This window comes from Mesorhizobium sp. M0618 (assembly GCF_040320765.1).
In the GTDB taxonomy this organism is placed as follows: domain Bacteria; phylum Pseudomonadota; class Alphaproteobacteria; order Rhizobiales; family Rhizobiaceae; genus Mesorhizobium.
In genome coordinates, this window is sequence record NZ_JAMYQH010000023.1 from 21,058 (window position 1) to 37,289 (window position 16,232).

13 protein-coding genes and 1 tRNA gene are annotated in these 16,232 nt (G+C 60.5%); 4 read left to right on the plus strand and 10 right to left on the minus strand.

What is annotated here, in order from left to right:
- Nucleotides 1-62 precede the first annotated feature (62 nt).
- From NKJ04_RS22715 to NKJ04_RS22730, 4 genes are all read right to left on the minus strand, one after another.
- Entirely contained in the window at nt 63-1,670 is a 1,608-nt protein-coding gene (locus tag NKJ04_RS22715; RefSeq protein WP_352677435.1) for a carboxyl transferase domain-containing protein, read from the minus strand.
- Between the two features lies 1 nt (nt 1,671).
- Nucleotides 1,672-2,835, minus strand: coding sequence for an isovaleryl-CoA dehydrogenase (locus NKJ04_RS22720; protein WP_352677436.1), 1,164 nt, complete (start codon nt 2,833-2,835; stop codon nt 1,672-1,674).
- 61 nt (nt 2,836-2,896) lie between these two features.
- The gene (locus tag NKJ04_RS22725; protein WP_352677437.1) at nt 2,897-3,547 is read right to left on the minus strand and encodes a TetR/AcrR family transcriptional regulator; all 651 of its coding nucleotides are present in this window, start codon (nt 3,545-3,547) and stop codon (nt 2,897-2,899) included.
- A gap of 71 nt (nt 3,548-3,618) precedes the next feature.
- The gene (locus tag NKJ04_RS22730; protein ID WP_352677438.1) at nt 3,619-3,903 is read right to left on the minus strand and encodes an acylphosphatase; all 285 of its coding nucleotides are present in this window, start codon (nt 3,901-3,903) and stop codon (nt 3,619-3,621) included.
- Nucleotides 3,904-4,069: 166 nt separating this feature from the next.
- On the opposite strand from NKJ04_RS22730, the gene NKJ04_RS22735 reads away from it, so the two are divergent.
- Nucleotides 4,070-5,062: a bifunctional helix-turn-helix transcriptional regulator/GNAT family N-acetyltransferase gene (locus NKJ04_RS22735; protein WP_352677439.1), complete on the plus strand. Its 993-nt coding sequence runs from the start codon at nt 4,070-4,072 to the stop codon at nt 5,060-5,062.
- Nucleotides 5,063-5,098: 36 nt separating this feature from the next.
- Here NKJ04_RS22735 and NKJ04_RS22740 read toward each other — a convergent pair whose 3' ends face one another.
- Entirely contained in the window at nt 5,099-6,211 is a 1,113-nt protein-coding gene (locus tag NKJ04_RS22740) for a pyridoxal phosphate-dependent aminotransferase (protein ID WP_352677440.1), read from the minus strand.
- Between the two features lie 117 nt (nt 6,212-6,328).
- On the opposite strand from NKJ04_RS22740, the gene NKJ04_RS22745 reads away from it, so the two are divergent.
- Complete coding sequence (locus NKJ04_RS22745; RefSeq protein ID WP_352677441.1) at nt 6,329-7,996, plus strand: tetratricopeptide repeat-containing sulfotransferase family protein; 1,668 nt, start codon at nt 6,329-6,331, stop codon at nt 7,994-7,996.
- Between the two features lie 159 nt (nt 7,997-8,155).
- Here the strand turns inward: NKJ04_RS22745 and NKJ04_RS22750 are convergent, their stop codons facing one another.
- The 3 genes from NKJ04_RS22750 to NKJ04_RS22760 all read right to left on the minus strand — a co-directional run bounded on the left by NKJ04_RS22750 (nt 8,156) and on the right by NKJ04_RS22760 (nt 10,032).
- Nucleotides 8,156-9,343 carry a porin gene (locus tag NKJ04_RS22750; protein WP_023812850.1) on the minus strand — a complete coding sequence of 396 codons (1,188 nt, stop codon included), beginning with the start codon at nt 9,341-9,343 and terminating at the stop codon, nt 8,156-8,158.
- Nucleotides 9,344-9,466: 123 nt separating this feature from the next.
- Nucleotides 9,467-9,709, minus strand: coding sequence for a GIY-YIG nuclease family protein (locus NKJ04_RS22755; protein WP_023812851.1), 243 nt, complete (start codon nt 9,707-9,709; stop codon nt 9,467-9,469).
- A 232-nt stretch (nt 9,710-9,941) separates the two neighbouring features.
- Nucleotides 9,942-10,032, minus strand: a tRNA-Ser gene (locus NKJ04_RS22760).
- Nucleotides 10,033-10,503: 471 nt separating this feature from the next.
- On the opposite strand from NKJ04_RS22760, the gene NKJ04_RS22765 reads away from it, so the two are divergent.
- Nucleotides 10,504-11,679, plus strand: a complete 1,176-nt coding sequence (locus tag NKJ04_RS22765; protein ID WP_352550625.1) for a porin — start codon at nt 10,504-10,506, stop codon at nt 11,677-11,679.
- Nucleotides 11,680-11,915: 236 nt separating this feature from the next.
- On the plus strand, nt 11,916-13,010 hold the full coding sequence (locus tag NKJ04_RS22770; protein WP_352677442.1) for a tyrosine-type recombinase/integrase: 1,095 nt from the start codon (nt 11,916-11,918) through the stop codon (nt 13,008-13,010).
- Nucleotides 13,011-13,069: 59 nt separating this feature from the next.
- Here the strand turns inward: NKJ04_RS22770 and NKJ04_RS22775 are convergent, their stop codons facing one another.
- Nucleotides 13,070-13,969, minus strand: coding sequence for an alpha/beta fold hydrolase (locus tag NKJ04_RS22775; RefSeq protein ID WP_352677443.1), 900 nt, complete (start codon nt 13,967-13,969; stop codon nt 13,070-13,072).
- Nucleotides 13,970-14,079: 110 nt separating this feature from the next.
- Nucleotides 14,080-16,131, minus strand: a complete 2,052-nt coding sequence (locus NKJ04_RS22780) for a lytic transglycosylase domain-containing protein (RefSeq protein WP_352677444.1) — start codon at nt 16,129-16,131, stop codon at nt 14,080-14,082.
- Nucleotides 16,132-16,232: the final 101 nt, after the last annotated feature.

The window sequence follows — 16,232 nt, forward strand, 5'->3', positions numbered from 1 at the left end:
ACGGCAGCAACGGCCTGCTGGTATAGTTCCGCCGTTTGTCCGTCGAAGTTGACCGTCCATTCTCACATCCGAAACACGCCGAAGCGCGTGTCCTCGATTTCGGCGTTGAGCGCAGCGGACAGGCTGAGCGCCAGCACGTCGCGGGTCTTCGCAGGGTCGATGATGCCGTCGTCCCAGAGGCGTGCGGACGAATAGAGCGGATGGCCCTCATGCTCGTATTTCATCAGGATCGGCTTCTTGAATTTCGCCTCTTCCTCGGCGCTCCATTCCCCGCCCTTGCGCTCGATGCCTTCGCGCTTGACCATGGCAAGCACCGTTGCTGCTTGCTCGCCGCCCATCACCGAGATGCGGGCGTTCGGCCACATCCACAGGAAGCGCGGCGAATAGGCGCGGCCGCACATGCCGTAATTGCCGGCGCCGAACGAACCGCCGATGATGATCGTCACCTTTGGCACGCGGGCGGTGGCAACGGCCATCACCAGCTTGGCGCCGTCCTTGGCGATGCCGCCTGCTTCATATTTTCGACCGACCATGAAGCCGGTGATGTTTTGCAGGAAGACCAATGGGATCTTGCGCTGGCAGCACAGTTCGATGAAGTGCGCCCCCTTCAGCGCGCTTTCGGAAAACAGCACGCCGTTGTTGGCGATGATGCCGACCGGCATGCCATGGAGATGGGCAAAGCCGGTGATCAGCGTGGTGCCGTAATTCTGCTTGAACTCGTCGAATTCGGAACCGTCGACGATGCGCGCAATCACCTCGCGTGCGTCATAGGGCTGGCGCAGGTCGGTCGGCACGATGCCGTAGAGTTCATCCGCCGGATGAAGCGGCGGAATCGATCTCTGTAAGTTTAGGCTTACAGTCTTGTTCCGATTCAGGTTTTTGACGATGCGGCGGCAGATGGCGAGCGCATGGTCGTCGTCCAGCGCATAGTGGTCGGCAACACCGGAGAGCCTGGTGTGCACATCGGCGCCGCCGAGATCCTCGGCGCTGACATCCTCGCCGGTCGCTGCTTTCACCAGCGGCGGACCGCCGAGGAAGATGGTCGCCTGGTTGCCCACCATGATCGTCTCGTCGGACATCGCCGGCACATAGGCGCCGCCCGCCGTGCAGGAACCCATGACGCAGGCGATCTGCGGAATGCCGGCTGCCGACATGTTGGCCTGGTTGTAGAAGATGCGGCCGAAATGCTCCCGGTCGGGAAACACCTCGTCCTGATTGGGCAGGTTGGCACCGCCGCTGTCGACGAGGTAGATGCAGGGCAGATTGTTTTGCAGTGCGATCTCCTGCACGCGCAGATGCTTCTTTACCGTCAGCGGATAATAGGTGCCGCCCTTCACCGTGGCATCGTTGACGACGACCATCACCTCGGTGCCTTCGACGCGGCCGATGCCGGCGATCATGCCGGCCGAAGAGATCTCCTCGCCATACATCGACCATGCCGCGAACTGGCCGATCTCGAGGAACGGCGAGCCGGTGTCGAGCAATTGCGCCAGGCGCTCCCGCGGCAACAGCTTGCCGCGCGAAACATGCCGCTCACGCGCTTCCTCCGAGCCGCCGCGCTCGACGGTGGCCGCCTTCTCCGCAATGTCGGCGACCAGCGCCCGCATGCGCTCGGCATTGGCATGGAATGCTTCGGAGGAGGGGGATATCTGGGTTTGCAGCGTAGCCATGCTATACCCCTTCCGCCATGATCTCGCGGCCGATCAGCCAGCGGCGGATTTCGCTGGTGCCGGCGCCGATCTCGTAGAGCTTGGCGTCGCGCAGCAGGCGGCCGGTCGGATAGTCGTTGATGTAGCCATTGCCGCCAAGCAGCTGGATGGCGTCGAGCGCCATCAGCGTCGCCTTCTCGGCGGCAAACAGCACGCAGCCGGCGGCATCCTTGCGCGTCGTCTGGCCGCGATCGCAGGCGGCGGCAACGGCATAGACATAGGCGCGCGCGGCATTCATCACCGTGTACATGTCGGCCAGCTTGCCTTGCACCAGCTGGAACTCGCCGATCGCCTGGCCGAACTGCTTGCGCTCGTGCACATAAGGGACTGCCACGTCGAGGCACGCCGCCATCAGGCCGATCGGGCCGCCGGCAAGCACGGTACGTTCATAGTCGAGGCCCGACATCAGCACTTCGACGCCGCGCCCTTCCTCGTGCAGCACATTGTCGAAGGGCACCTCGACATCCCTGAACACCAGTTCGCCGGTGTTGGAGCCGCGCATGCCGAGCTTGTCGAGCTTTTGCGCCACGGAAAACCCGGCAAAAGCCTTCTCGACGATGAAGGCGGTGATGCCGCGCGATTTCAGGTCCGGGTCGGTCTTGGCGTAGACGACCAGGGTCCCGGCGTCAGGCCCGTTGGTGATCCACATCTTGGTGCCGTTGAGCACGTAGCGGTCATTGCGCTTTTCGGCACGCAGCTTGAGCGAGACGACGTCCGAGCCGGCGCCGGGTTCCGACATCGCCAGCGCGCCGACCCGCTCGCCCGAGCACAGTGGCGGCAGGAATTTTTCCTTCTGCGCCGTCGTCGCCCAGCGGTTGATCTGGTTGACGCAGAGATTGGAATGGGCACCGTAGGAGAGGCCGACCGAGGCCGAAGCGCGCGAGATTTCCTCGACGGCGATCACATGCGCAAGATAGCCCATGCCGCTGCCGCCGAAATCGGGATCGGCCGTGATCCCAAGCAGGCCGAGCGCACCGAGTTCACCCCACAGATGCGCCGGGAATTCGTTCGAGCGATCGATGTCGGCGGCGATCGGCGCAATGCGATCCTGGGCGAAGCGCCGCACCATGTCGCGCAGCGCCTCGATCTCCTCGTCATGCCCGAAGCTGAGCGTGTTCGTGTACATGCTTTTCCTCCTGCCGCATGACCCCGAAAATCGACTTCGATTTTCGGGGTCATGCGAGAAATCAAAATGCTACAGCGTCCTTTGCGCGTCCGAAGGGACGCGCGGCGCTGTAGGCGTCGATCTTCGCGCCGACGAGCCGCATTGTCATTGAAAGATATGTCGCCGTGACTTCAGCGATTGATAGCCGCTCGCCCGGCCGAAACCAGACGATGACGCCGGTCATCATCTGGATCAGCGCCATGGCCGTCAGCCCGGTGTCGTCGATGTTGAAGGCGCCCGTCTCGTCGCCGTCGCGCAGGATGGCGCGCAGTTCCTTCTCGTAGGCTGTGCGCATGCGCAGGATCTGTGTCAGCCGTTCGGGCGACAGGCTGCGCAATTCCATGTTCGACACATGCGTGGCGTGCCGTCGCTCGATGTGAAAGGCGATGTGATTGCGCACATAGGCGGAGAGCAGTTGCGCCGAATCTGCGTTCGCCGGGCGGGCTGCCTCCCATGCTGTGGCCAGATCTTCCATGTGCTCGCGCATCAGCGTGAACAGAAGCTCTTCCTTGGTTGGAAAGTAGCGGTAGAGCGCAGCCGCCTGGACGCCGACCTCGGCGGCAAGCTGGCGCATCGACATCGCCTCGTAACCAAGGCGCGCGATGAGGTTGACCGCCGCCCCACGGATGGTCGCTTCGGTCTTTTCGCCATCGGACCCCGTGGTGCGTGCCATGTCAGCTCCTCTGCGGAGCAATAATAAAACGAACGTTCAATTAATTCAAGGCGCCCGATCCAAATTCACCTTCATGCAACGATCCTGAACCCAACAGAGGCGTTTTCTGCCACCAGCTCCTCGATGTCGACCTTGGAAACCGAAGCTCCGGCCGGCCCTTCCCAGAGGCACTTGATCATTGTCGAGACCGCTTCATCGAGGCCTGCAACTTGCGTCGTTACGGACCCATCCGCTTCATTGCAAACCCAGCCCGCAAGACCAAGGCCTGTGGCCTCATCCCGGGCCCATGCTCTGAAGCCGACGCCTTGCACATTGCCGTAGATGCGCGCCTGCACTTTCCTGCGATGACCAGTCATGAATCTCTCCAAGCCTGTCTCGTTAAAATCTGGTGCATGGCTCAGGGAATGCAACATGAGAATTGCGCGCACGACGCAATAGCTGGGCCCTCTGGCTTTGAAATTTAATTGACTTAGTCCATTAAATTTGGAAAATGGAGCTGCCCTATTGGGGAGTTGGCCGCAGATGCTGGACGAGCGCAACGCATTGGTGGCCGATGTCAGGCGCTTCAATCGCTTCTACACGCGCACCGTTGGCCTTCTCGACGAGACGCTGACACAAAGTGCATTCACTTTGACCGAGGCGCGCGTGCTGTTCGAATTGGGTCACCGCAGCAACCCGGCTTCCGCCGAAATCGCCGGCGAGCGAGGTTTCCTGGCTGATGCTTTTCGGCTGGAGAATGGCCCGGCGGCCTCCGAAATATCAAGACAGTTGCGTGTCGATGCCGCCTATCTGACGCGGATCCTGCGCAAGTTCGCGGGCCAGGGGCTGACCGAGGCCAGAACGGACCCGGCTGACCGGCGCCGAAGGGTCCTCTCGCTGACCTCACGAGGCGAGGCAGCGCTTGCCAGACTGCAAGCGGCGGCCGATCGGGACACGGCGCGGCTGATCGAAAGCGTCCCCGACGACAGGTTGCATGAACTGCGCAGCGCCTTGCGCAAGGCGGGGGAATTGCTGGGCGACCCCACCCGTGAAAGCAGCGAGGTGACGTTGCGGCCGCATCGCGTCGGCGATGTCGGCTGGGTCGTGCAGCGCCAGGCCCAACTCTATGCCGAGGAATATGGCTGGACGATCGAGTTCGAGGCCATGCTCGCCGAGATCGGCGCCGATTTCATTCGCAATTTCGTGCCCGGCCGCGATTTCTGCTGGATCGCCGAGCGCGGTGGTCAGCCGGTCGGCGCGGTGTTCCTTGTTCATCAGGACGACAAGGTGGCCAAGCTGAGAATGCTGCATGTCGAGGCGTCGGCGCGCGGCCTCGGCATCGGCAAACGACTGGTCGCGGAATGCGTGAACCGGGCTCGAGCTTGCGGCTACACCAAGCTGGTGCTGTGGACCAACGACATCCTCGTTGCGGCGCGTGCAATCTACGAACGTGCCGGCTTCACGCTGGTCTCGCAGGAGCACCACCACAGCTTCGGCAAGGATCTGACCGGCCAGACCTGGGAAATGGATTTGTAGGCAGCTTTTGCTGCTGGGCTGCTTGCAGACGCGATTCTAGTTCCCCCGCGCCGTTGCCAGCGCGCCAGGCAACTCCTCGGCAAGAATATCGAGCTCGTGATCGAGGCCGACGCTGACGCGGATGCAGCGGTCGAGCCGTGGCACCATAGGCTTGCGGATGAAGACGTCGCGTGACAGCAGACCTTGCAGAACTTTCAGCGCGAAAGCGCCATCGCCGCAGCAATCGATGGTGACGAAATTGGTCGCCGATGCCAGTGGCTTCAACCCGTTCGCTTCGGCAATGCCGGCGATGCGTCGGCGGCCGGCCGCGACCCGCGTGACCACGCTTTGCAGATAGTCCTGATCGGCGAGCGCCTCGACGCCGGCGATCTGCGCCATGCGGCTGACGCCATAATGGTTGCGGATCTTCTCGAAGTCGCGGATCACCTGGGCCTCGGCGATCGCATAGCCGCAACGTATGCCCGCCAGCCCGTAAGCCTTCGAGAAGGTGCGCATGCGGATGACGTTTGGCCTGGAGATATCGATCGGCGGCATCGCCGAGGCCGGCCCGAGTTCGCCATAGGCCTCGTCGAGCACCAGCATGGTGGTTTCCGGCAGCGCCTCGATGAAGCGGATGATCTCGCTCGCCTCCCACCAGCTGCCCATTGGATTGTCGGGGTTGGAGAGATAGACCAGCGGGGCCTTGTCCTTGCGCACCGCCGCCAGCAGGCCATCCAGGCTTTCTTTGTCGTTCTCGTAAGGGACTGTCACCAGCCGCCCGCCGACACCGGCAATGTGGAAGTTGAAGGTCGGATAAGCGCCGAGCGAGGTAACCACCGCGTCACCAGGCGCGACATACATGCGTGCCACCAGGCTGAGCAGGCCATCTATGCCTTCGCCGACAACGACGTTCTCGGCCTTCACGCCGTGATGCGCGGCGACCGCCACCTTCAGATCGTGATTGTCGGGATCGCAATACATCCACATGTCGCCGGCGATCTCGGCCATCCGGGCGGTGACGCGCGGCGAGGGACCAAAGCTGCTCTCATTGGCGCCGATGCGGGCGCGAAAAGCGCGGCCACGCTCGCGCTCCTGCGCTTCGGGGCCGACAAACGGCACCGTCGAGGGAAGCGCTGCGATGAGCGGCATGAGGGGAGGGCGCTGGTGCATGGCGGAAGCTCGCTTGAAAGGGCCTTCTTGCTAGCGCGCCGGATGGGTCGGTGCAAGTTGCCGCTGGGCAGATCAGTAATGCTGGATTCTTTCGGCCGTTTTTGCTAGCGACACGCAATGAACAATCGTCTGCCGCCTGCCTGGTCCAAGCACATCAAGCCCGGTCCCGCGCCGAAACTCAAATTGCCGCAAGCCAATTTGCCGGTGGCAAATTCACCTTCACATGCGCAGGTCGATGAAGCGTTACTGCAACAGGCATACACTTTCCAGCAGGCAAAACGGCTCAACGAGGCTCAAGACCTGTGCCTTCGAGTTCTGTCGCGCACGCCAAATCATCCGCTCGCTCTATATATCCTGGGGACCATTTGCCTCGGCTACGACGATGAGGCGGCTTTGCGATATTTCGCCAGAGCCGTCGGGGAGGAACCGAAAAACCCTTACTACCACCTCAGCCTGGGCGAGGCCTATGTGAAGGTCGGGGAATATTCGTCGGCAATCAAGCATATGCTGCACGCGCTGCAACTGAAGCCGGATCTGGTCGATGCGCTTTGCGCATTGGGGCGCGCTTACAATGAATTTGGCAAACCCGACATGGCTTTGCCGGTCTACGAGAAGGCGCTGAAGATCAACCGCCATCACCCTAAGGTGCTGGTCGGACTGGCCAGCGCGCTAACCAGCCTGGGGCGCATGGACAGCGCCTCCGCCCACTTGAAGGAAACAATCAAGCGTCGCATCGCGGTTCCCGCTGCTTACAACGATCTTGTACAGACACAGAAGTTCACCGAAGAGCCGGTGGAACTCCAATCCATCCTTCTTGAACTCCGCAATCCCAAGCTTGATTCAGATGGCGCTCAGAAGCTTCATTTCGCTGCCGGCAAGGTGCTGAATGACCTCAAGCGCTATGAAGAAGCTTTCGATCATTTCAATGAGGCGAAAAAGGCTTCCGGCTACAAGTTCCACATCGAACTGTACCGTCGCTGGGTCGATTCGATGATTGAGACCTTCACGTCGGATATGTTGGTCGCCAGGGCAGGGTATGGAAACTCTTCGGACGCGCCGGTGTTCGTGGTTGGCATGCCGCGCTCGGGGACAACGCTCACGGAACAGATCTGCGGCAGCCATCCCGATGTTCATGGGGCAGGGGAACTCAGCAAACTTAGGCGGGTTGCAAATGCGATTGGCCTCAAAACGTCATCGGCTGGAGATCTGAGCCGGCCGATCATGTCGATCACGGCGGATATGTCCAGAACACTGGCCGAAGAGCATCTGTCCTATCTGACGGAACGAGCGCCTGCCGCACTTCGGGTGGTGGACAAGACGCCGCATAATTTTGAGCTGATCGGACTTATTGGTCTTCTTTTTCCTGGCGCGCGCATCATTCATTGCCGCCGTGACGCCATCGACAATTGCGTGTCTTGTTTTGTCCAGAACTTCAGCGAGGGACACAGCTACAATAGCGATCTGAGAACACTGGGCCTCTATTATCGCGAATATGACCGCCTGATGCGGCATTGGGATAAGATTTTTCCAGGCAGGATTTTCGAAAACCGCTACGAAACGCTGGTCGAGGATCAGGAGGCGCAGTCACGCCGCCTCATAGAGTACCTTGGGCTGCCCTGGGATGACGCCTGCCTGCGTTTTTTCGACAGGGATGGTTCGGTCAACACGCCCAGCCGCTGGCAGGTTCGCCAACCGATCTACAAATCGTCCGTCAAGCGCTGGAAGAATTATGAAAACGAAATTCAGACGCTGATTGATGCGTTGGGCGATCTAGCGGACAAATAGTCCAATCCGTAATTTGCCGACGAGCTTTGCGGGTGCATGCAATGCGTCCGAGACTTTCGCTGTTAATACCGAATCAGCACCGCATCCGATGGTCGTACAACGTCCTGAAAAAACCCGGCGGTTGCCCGCCAGGTTTCGATTTCGACAAGTCGAAATGTATTAGAACGAGCGCTGGAAGCGGAGCAGGCCGCCGACGCTGTTCTTCTTGTCGGCCGGAGTCCAGGCGACGTTATCCGTGCTGCCCTCATCGAACTTGCCGGCGTGAAGATAGTCAACTTCGGCCGTGACGGTGAAGCCGGGGACGATGTCATAGGCAACGTTCGCTGCGACGCCGACGTTCTTCCAGTCATCAGCAGACGCCTGAAGGTTGAACGAGGTCTTCTCGTTGAACTTGTAGGTGCCACCGCCCCAAACTGCCCAGTTGCCGCCCCACTGCTTGTAGAAGCCTCGACCGCCCGCGGGCTGATCGTAGGTCGGGTCGTTGAGGTTATCGTCGGTGCCATAGCCACCAATGATGAACAACGACAACTCGTTGGAAACGTTCACATCCAAGCGAACCTTGCCAGCGACTTCTTCGTAGTTGCTGTCATACGCAACGACACCGGTGATCGCGCCCCAGCCCTGGGTCCACTTCACGCCGCCGACGACATGGGGAACATAGCTGTCGATCGTGCCAACGCCATACTTGCCGTTGCCGAGATCGTCGACAGAGCCAGCGCCCGAGCCTTCTTCGAGCGAGAGCACGGCCGAGAAACCATTGCCTGCGTCGAAATAGTACTGGACGACGTTGGTGTCGAAGTCGCCGTAGGGAACCAGCGTATCCTGGATGACGTTGCCGGCGTAGCCGATGAACGTATCGAAGGCCGATTCGTCTTTACCGACGCGCAGACCGCCGAGTTGGATCCAGGCGAAGTTCAGCGATACGTCCTTGTTGTGCGCATCGTTCGGGCCAAAGTCGGGATCACCGTTGCTGTTGCCGAAATTGAAGCGGGTCTCGGTGTAGGTCTTCAAGGTACCGAGCTCGGTCTCCTGGCCGGTCCAGGTTTTGAGCGTGAAGCGGGTGTTCTTGTACCAGGCTCCCTGGTTCTTGCCGTCCTGCACGTCGTTGCTGCGAGCACCATCGAACGAGCCGACGTCGCCGGCGCCGATGTCATAACGGACATAGCCGCCGATGCGCAGGCAGGTTTCGGTGCCGGGGATGTAGAAGTAGCCAGCGCCGTAGACGTCGCAGATCTTGACGTATTCAGCGGGTTCCGGCTCGGCGACGACGACGGCGTCGGCGGCGCGCGCACCGGAAACTGCGATCAGGGCCGCAGCGGAGCCGAGGAGAAGGCTCTTGATGTTCATTTTCTGACCTCCAGTCAGAATCGAACGAAACAGCGGAACCGGCAAACCGCTTTTATGCGTTAAGTGATTGAGGCTCCAGGGTTTTTCGAAAATATACTGGATTTTCCGCCGTCGCGCGAACAATCACCAAAGACGTTTGCTGGCGAAAGCGTGTCCGGAGCCGGATTTGAGATAACGTTCGAACGAGGTCGCCTTGGCTCGATTCGAGAAGGCGATATAGGTGACGATCCGCCATGGCATGAACTTGGATGTATGGCTGGATTTTCCGGCGTTATGTTCGGCAAGTCGGCGCTTCAGGTCTGAAGTCACGCCGATGTAGCGCTCACCTTCCGTAGCCTTGCTTTCCAGCAGGTATACGTACCACACGAGCCACCCCCTTAACCAAGCGAGTATCCTGGCTCGGGGAAGGCGGCCCGCCAACCCCTGCTTTTGCTGGGATCGCACAGAGGTCTGGACTTGTCCTGCGAAGCGCACAGTGCAAGCAGAAAACCTTGTTTTTGCTAAGGTTTTAGGCCCTCCTTCGCCGAGGCTTCGGAGGGCATCCTGCTTCGCGCAGAGGTCTGGACTTGTCCTGCGAAGCTCGAAGAGCGAAGCAGGATGGCGGAGAGGATGGGATTCGAACCCACGAGAAGCTTTTGACCTCTACTCCCTTAGCAGGGGAGCGCCTTCGACCACTCGGCCACCTCTCCGTTGCGCCGGTGGATAAAGAAAAGCGCCGGCACAATCAACAAGCCCCAGCCATTATCTCGGAAAAGAAGTCATTATGTGGAAAAATAACAACGCAGCGAACCGCGGCTTTCCACGGATGCGGCGGTTCTGCGGCAGTTTCCTGGCTAGCGACTCGGGGGTTGGCCTTGATTCCGTCGGGCGGTCGCCGGATTCGCCCGCAAACAAAGGGTTGCGGAGGGGCAGATGGTTAACGAGAGCTTTCCGAGTGAGGCCAAATCGTGTCATTTGTGCAACAACGCCAGGGGATAGCATCCGAACAGCCCTTTCGCCGGTACGATCGTGGTTGAACGCCGCCGGCTCATGGGTAATGTCGATTTCGAAGGAGCGGCGCGGTGCGCATCTTTTTCGGTAGTGGGGATGGGGCAGGGAACGCTGTCCTTCAGCAAAGAATACCCAGACCCGTTTTTTAACTTTTGACTGGAGGTCAGAAAATGAACATCAAGAGCCTTCTCCTCGGCTCCGCTGCGGCCCTGATCGCAGTTTCCGGTGCGCGCGCCGCCGACGCCGTCGTCGTCGCCGAGCCGGAACCCGCTGAATACGTCAAGATTTGCGACGTCTATGGCGCTGGCTACTTCTACATCCCCGGCACCGAAACCTGCCTGCGCATCGGCGGCTATGTGCGTTACGACATCAGCGGTGGCGATGTCGGCTCGTTCGATGGTGCGAGGACCCTCGACGTGCAGGATGGCTCCGAGAACGATACCTGGCGCAAGAAGGCCCGCTTCACGCTGAAGACCTGGACCGGCCAGGAGACCGAGCTCGGTACCTTGAAGACCTACACCGAGACCCGCTGGAATTTCGGCAACCGCAACGACTATGCCACCAATGCCACCGACACTGACAATACTGCTGGCAACTCGGGCGTCTCGCTGAACTTCGCCTGGATTCAGCTCGGTGGCCTGCGCGTCGGTAAGGACGAATCGGCCTTCAACACGTTCATCGGCTACGCCGGCAACGTCATCCAGGATACGCTGGTTCCCTACGGCGATTTCGACACCAACGTCGTCCAGTACTACTTCGACGCGGGCAACGGCTTCTCCGCCGTTCTCTCGCTCGAAGAAGGCGCGGGCGGCGGCACAGATGGCTTCTACGGCAAGGGCACGATCGACAGCTACGTTCCGCACGTCGTCGGTGGTGTGAAGTGGACACAGGGCTGGGGCGCGATCACCGGTGTCGTTGCGTATGACAGCAACTACGAAGAAGTCGCTGGCAAAGTTCGCTTGGATGTGAACGTTTCCAATGAGTTGTCGTTGTTCATCATTGGTGGCTATGGTACCGACGACAACCTCAACGACCCGACCTATACCCTTGCGGCTGGCGGTCGCGGCTTCTACAAGCAGTGGGGCGGCAACTGGGCAGTTTGGGGCGGTGGCACCTACAAGTTCAACGAGAAGACCTCGTTCAACGCCCAGATTTCGTATGATGACTGGAAGAATCTCGGCATCGCTGCGAATATCGCCTATGACGTTGTCCCGGGCTTCACCGTGACGGCCGAAGTTGACTACCTCAACGCAGGCAATTTCGATGAGGCCGACTTCTCCAACTGGACCAATGCCGACAAGAAGAGCAACATTGGCGGCATGCTCCGCTTCCAGCGCTCGTTCTAAGGGCTGGTTCCTTACAAATAAAATCCAGCCCGGGCGCACAACGCCCGGGCTGTTTTGTTTCGTGACTGGATCAAGGCAAACGGAAGGATGGGGGTAACGGTAGCTGAATAAATCCGTGGGGTGATTTCGTGGGATCTGCTGATGGGCGGATGAAATCACAACTGCGTGATTAAAATCTCTTGAAAGGACGCTTCCAAGCGGGTAGGGCTGACCTATCCCACTCGGGGGTGTGGCAAATGATGACGAACGAAGCGATTCAAGAGGGCGAGTCCTCCGATCATTTTTCGATGTTTTCTTCTCAAAGTCCGAAGATTCGATATACCTACAACAAGATTAGAGAAGTAAAGTCGCATCGGGTCGGAGATCTTTTTTCAGCGTATCGGGACATATTATGGGATGATGGGCGGCATAAGTATAATGTCAGCTCGTTCATCGGCGAAATAGACGAGATTCTCCTTGGGGAGCGTTTCAGCGCCTTTGACCAAAGTACCCTGGACAACCTTATCGGCACCTTGCGCCAGCGCGGCAACAGCAACGCAACCATCAATCGAAAGATGGCTGCCCTGAGCAAACTGCTGCGCAAGGCTCACAAGATGGGAGATATCCACAGCCTGCCCGAGTTCCGCCGCCAGAAGGAGCGGGCGGGTCGGATTCGCTTCCTCGAAAGGGACGAAGAGGCGCGGCTGTTCGCCGCCATCAAGAGCCGCAGCGAGGATGCCTACAGACTGTCCGTTTTCCTGGTCGACACCGGATGCCGTCTCGGCGAGGCGCTTGGGCTGATCTGGAACGATATCCAGGAGCATCGCGTCAGTTTCTGGATCACCAAATCCGGCCGCAGCCGCACCATTCCAATGACCGAGCGAGTCAAGGAAGTCATCAAGCTGCCTCCCACTGAGGGTCGCCGGCCCAAAGGACCGTTCACCAAGCTCAGCCAGGCACAGTTTCGTGCCATCTGGAACGACGCGAAGGCCGAAGTCGGCCTCGGCGCCGACGATCAGGTGGTGCCGCACATACTGCGCCATACCTGCGCCTCGCGTCTTGTCCAGGGCGGCATCGACATCCGGCGCGTGCAGATGTGGCTCGGCCATCAGACGTTGTCGATGACCATGCGCTACGCGCATCTGGCCACCAACGATCTCGATGGCTGTGTCATCGTGCTGGAAACGCCTCGATCGACTCAGCCGGGCGGCAATCGCGCTGAAGGCTCCATGTTTTCTTCGCCCGTGACGACGCCTTCGTCGCCGACGGCAGGGCGGAAAAAGAGGGACGAGGCAGCCGCCGACGCAAAGGAGTCGCCGAAAGCGGCTCGGAAAAATTCAAAAGCCAAGTAGGCTGAAGAATTCTGCTTATAGTATTGTAGCTATCCCGTGACCTTGTTTGGTCATGGGATTTACGTGGGGATATTCTTCCGCTCGGCTTGGTCGAGAAAAGCGGCTATGTCGCTCGGCAGGCTGCCGGTATCGAGGAATGGCGCATGGCCCTGGCCCTCGACAGTGATCGTCTTCATCATGGAATGGCGCTCTCTCATCTGCTTGAGCGTGTCCATGGACAGCAATCTCGAATTGGCACCACGTATGGCGAGCAACGGGATGGCGGCCAACGCCTCGAATTGAGGCCATAGATCAGGCAGCTTCTGCGTCAGATCGAGGCTCGCCACGGTATCCACCAACTTCGGATCGAAATCCGGCACCAGCTCACCATCCGTTTCGCGGTAGAGAGCCCATGCCATCCGATCCCAATCGGGGCCGGCAAGGGCGGGGAAGTCTTCGCCATGCACGCTGCGCTGGGCGGCGGCCGCCTGTGTGCGGGTTTTCGGTGCCGGGTCGCGCTCGAGATAAGACTGGATATGAGCAAGTCCGGCCGTCTCGATCACCGGTCCGATGTCGTTGAAAACAATGGCTTTCAGGACGGATGGCCGCATCATCCCGAGCACATGGATGATCAGCCCGCCGCGCGAGGTGCCGATGAAGGCCGCTTCTCCGATGTTCAGCGCCGTCAGCCCGGCCAGGAGGTCGCCGGCCTCCACGCCGACATTGTAATTTTTGACGTCGGGATCATAGGCTGACTGCCCGCGCCCACGGTAGTCGAAGGCGATGACCTTTCGCGGAGTTGCCGCATCCGTCGACAGATAGAGCGCCAGCTCGTGAAAATCCCTGGCATTGCGGGTCAGGCCAGGCAGGCAGACAACCGGCCAGGATCCGGTATTGGCCTCACCATAGATGCGCGCATGAAGGCGAAGCCCATCGGGTGCGCTGAAGAAGAAGTCGGAGAAACTTTGCTCGCTTGCCATCGGAATGTTCGATCTCGCTGTACCGATCTGGACAGCTACAGGCGAGGGCAGGGATGGTCAAATGAAAGGCTCTTTTGCCTTCTCCCACAAGGGGAGAAGGACAGAAAGCCTCAACCCCGCCCGTTCACCAGATCCCCGACAATGTCGTATTTACCCGAAATACGCATCTTGTAGACTTCGTAATTCTCCATCACGCGCTGCACGTAACTTCTTGTTTCCGTGTAGGGAATCCGCTCGATCCAGTCGACGACCGCGTCGATGTCCTTGCCGCGCGGGTCGCCATATCTGGCCACCCACTGGCTGGCGCGGTTGGGGCCGGCATTGTAGCCGGCGAAGGTCAGCACGTAGGAGCCGTTGAAGCGGTCGAGCTGTTCGCCGAGGAAGGCCGAACCAAGCGTCGCGTTATAGCCGGCATCAGTGGTCAGCCGTGTTTGCGAAAACTGCAGCCCGGCCTTCTTCGCCAGTTGCCTTGCGGTTCCCGGCATCAGCTGCAGCAGCCCGCGCGCGCCGGCGCTCGATACGGCGCCGATGTTGAATTCGCTTTCCTGGCGGGCGATCGCATAGGCCAGCGCCTTGCCCGAGCCGGAAATGTCGGCCGAATCGGGAATGACGCCGAGCGGATGCGACAATGCGCCGACATCGATGCCGCGCGCCCCGGCGATCTTGCCGACTTTCAGCGCCATGAAATGGTTCCCTTGCTTTTCCGCAAGGACAGCCAGCAGCGCCAGTTCTCCCGGACTGGTCAACTGCCCGGCAAGGTCGCGATAGAGCGTCTCGGCATAGCGGTCGTAGCCCGCCTCCTGCAGCCGCTTGATGGCGCTGACGGCCTCGCGGCCGGCAAAATTCTGCCGGTCGGCTGCAGTTGGCGAGGGATAGACGATGTTCAGCGCCTGCCGGCCCACGCGTTCGGCGGCAAGCTGGCCGTAGAATGTCGTGCCATAGGCAGCGGCGCGCGCAAAATAGTCCTTGGCATTGCCCGGGCCGCCGACTTCCGCGGCACGGCCGAGCCAGTAATAGGCGCGCGACAGCGTCATCGGCCCCTGGGCGAGGTCGGCAATGCGGGCGAAATGCGTTGCCGCGGTTCTTGGGTCGTTGAGGCCGCGCAGCGCATACCAGCCGGCGTGGAATTCGGCGTCTGCCGCATTGGCGGCACTTTCGGCGGCGTGCGTCGCGACGATCCGGTAGGCTGTCTTCATATCGCCCTGGTCGACCAGTTCGCGCGACAGCACCCGGCGCTCGACCCACCAGGCATCCGGATCGACGAGAGCGTCGCGATCGGTCGGCGCCTGCATCACAATGGCGGCGGCCCCGGCAAAATTCTCTTGCTTGCGCAGATATTCGGCCTGCGCGAAGAAGTAGCCGGCCGAACGCTGCGCCGCCGGCACGGCCTTCAGCAGTTTGGCGGCGTTCTTGTCGCCTTTGTCGGCCGCCACCCAGGCCTCGGCGAGCTGCTGGCCACCGGCCAGGCCGGCGACGCGCAAGGCGGAATTCGCGCGGTCGGCATAGAACATGCGCTCCATACGAAAGCGGTGGTCGGTGGCCGGGATCAAGCTGCCGAATTCCTTGATCAGCGCCGCCTCGTCCCTGGCCTCCAGGATCGCGGTGCGCCAGAAGGGCGACAGCACCGAACGTGCCGCCTTGATATTGCCTGACGCCACATAGGCGCGGGCAAGAACCATCACGCCTTCGAACGTCTGCGGCTGGCTGCCATCGAACGCCCTGATAACGATGTCGGGGGCGGGATTTTCGCGATAGAGTGCGCGTTCGCTGTTTTTGCGTAGGACGACGGTGCCCGGCCAATTGGGCAGCATCTTGGCCGCAGCAGTGATATCGCCGCTCGGAATCTTGTCGCCGCCATAAAGCGCAATCGCCCAGGCAAGGATATGCTGGTCGAGCGACTGAGCGGGAAGGCCATCGCGCACACCACGAGCGCGGGGACTATCGCCCGCCGCCAACGCATCCAGCCCGCTTTTCAAGGGGGCGACGTCGGGCAAGGGCGGCTGTGGGGTCCTGCCCTGCAGGTCAGGCAGCGCAATTGCCGCGCCTGGCATCGGAATGGCTGAGGTGACCCGTACGTCCACGCTACCACTGATCGCCATGCCCGGCATCAGCGCGAGCGTGGCGCCAAGCAGCGCGAGAATGTGAGGCCGACCGCCCGGCATGATTCTTAAGTCTTTCCTTGTCTGGCATTCCACAAGCAGGCGAAGATGCCTCGAAGCCTAAACTTAGGTCGTGAAGAGCTCGTAAACAAAGAGTTAGCGAG

What these genes read in the sequence shown, in the direction of transcription:
- NKJ04_RS22715 (WP_352677435.1), bottom strand. Translation starts at nt 1,670, where the DNA reads ATGGCTACGCTGCAAACCCAGATATCCCCCTCCTCCGAAGCATTCCAT.
- NKJ04_RS22720 (WP_352677436.1), bottom strand. Translation starts at nt 2,835, where the DNA reads ATGTACACGAACACGCTCAGCTTCGGGCATGACGAGGAGATCGAGGCG.
- NKJ04_RS22725 (WP_352677437.1), bottom strand. Translation starts at nt 3,547, where the DNA reads ATGGCACGCACCACGGGGTCCGATGGCGAAAAGACCGAAGCGACCATC.
- NKJ04_RS22730 (WP_352677438.1), bottom strand. Translation starts at nt 3,903, where the DNA reads ATGACTGGTCATCGCAGGAAAGTGCAGGCGCGCATCTACGGCAATGTG.
- NKJ04_RS22735 (WP_352677439.1), top strand. Translation starts at nt 4,070, where the DNA reads ATGCTGGACGAGCGCAACGCATTGGTGGCCGATGTCAGGCGCTTCAAT.
- NKJ04_RS22740 (WP_352677440.1), bottom strand. Translation starts at nt 6,211, where the DNA reads ATGCACCAGCGCCCTCCCCTCATGCCGCTCATCGCAGCGCTTCCCTCG.
- NKJ04_RS22745 (WP_352677441.1), top strand. Translation starts at nt 6,329, where the DNA reads ATGAACAATCGTCTGCCGCCTGCCTGGTCCAAGCACATCAAGCCCGGT.
- NKJ04_RS22750 (WP_023812850.1), bottom strand. Translation starts at nt 9,343, where the DNA reads ATGAACATCAAGAGCCTTCTCCTCGGCTCCGCTGCGGCCCTGATCGCA.
- NKJ04_RS22765 (WP_352550625.1), top strand. Translation starts at nt 10,504, where the DNA reads ATGAACATCAAGAGCCTTCTCCTCGGCTCCGCTGCGGCCCTGATCGCA.
- NKJ04_RS22770 (WP_352677442.1), top strand. Translation starts at nt 11,916, where the DNA reads ATGATGACGAACGAAGCGATTCAAGAGGGCGAGTCCTCCGATCATTTT.
- NKJ04_RS22775 (WP_352677443.1), bottom strand. Translation starts at nt 13,969, where the DNA reads ATGGCAAGCGAGCAAAGTTTCTCCGACTTCTTCTTCAGCGCACCCGAT.
- NKJ04_RS22780 (WP_352677444.1), bottom strand. Translation starts at nt 16,131, where the DNA reads ATGCCGGGCGGTCGGCCTCACATTCTCGCGCTGCTTGGCGCCACGCTC.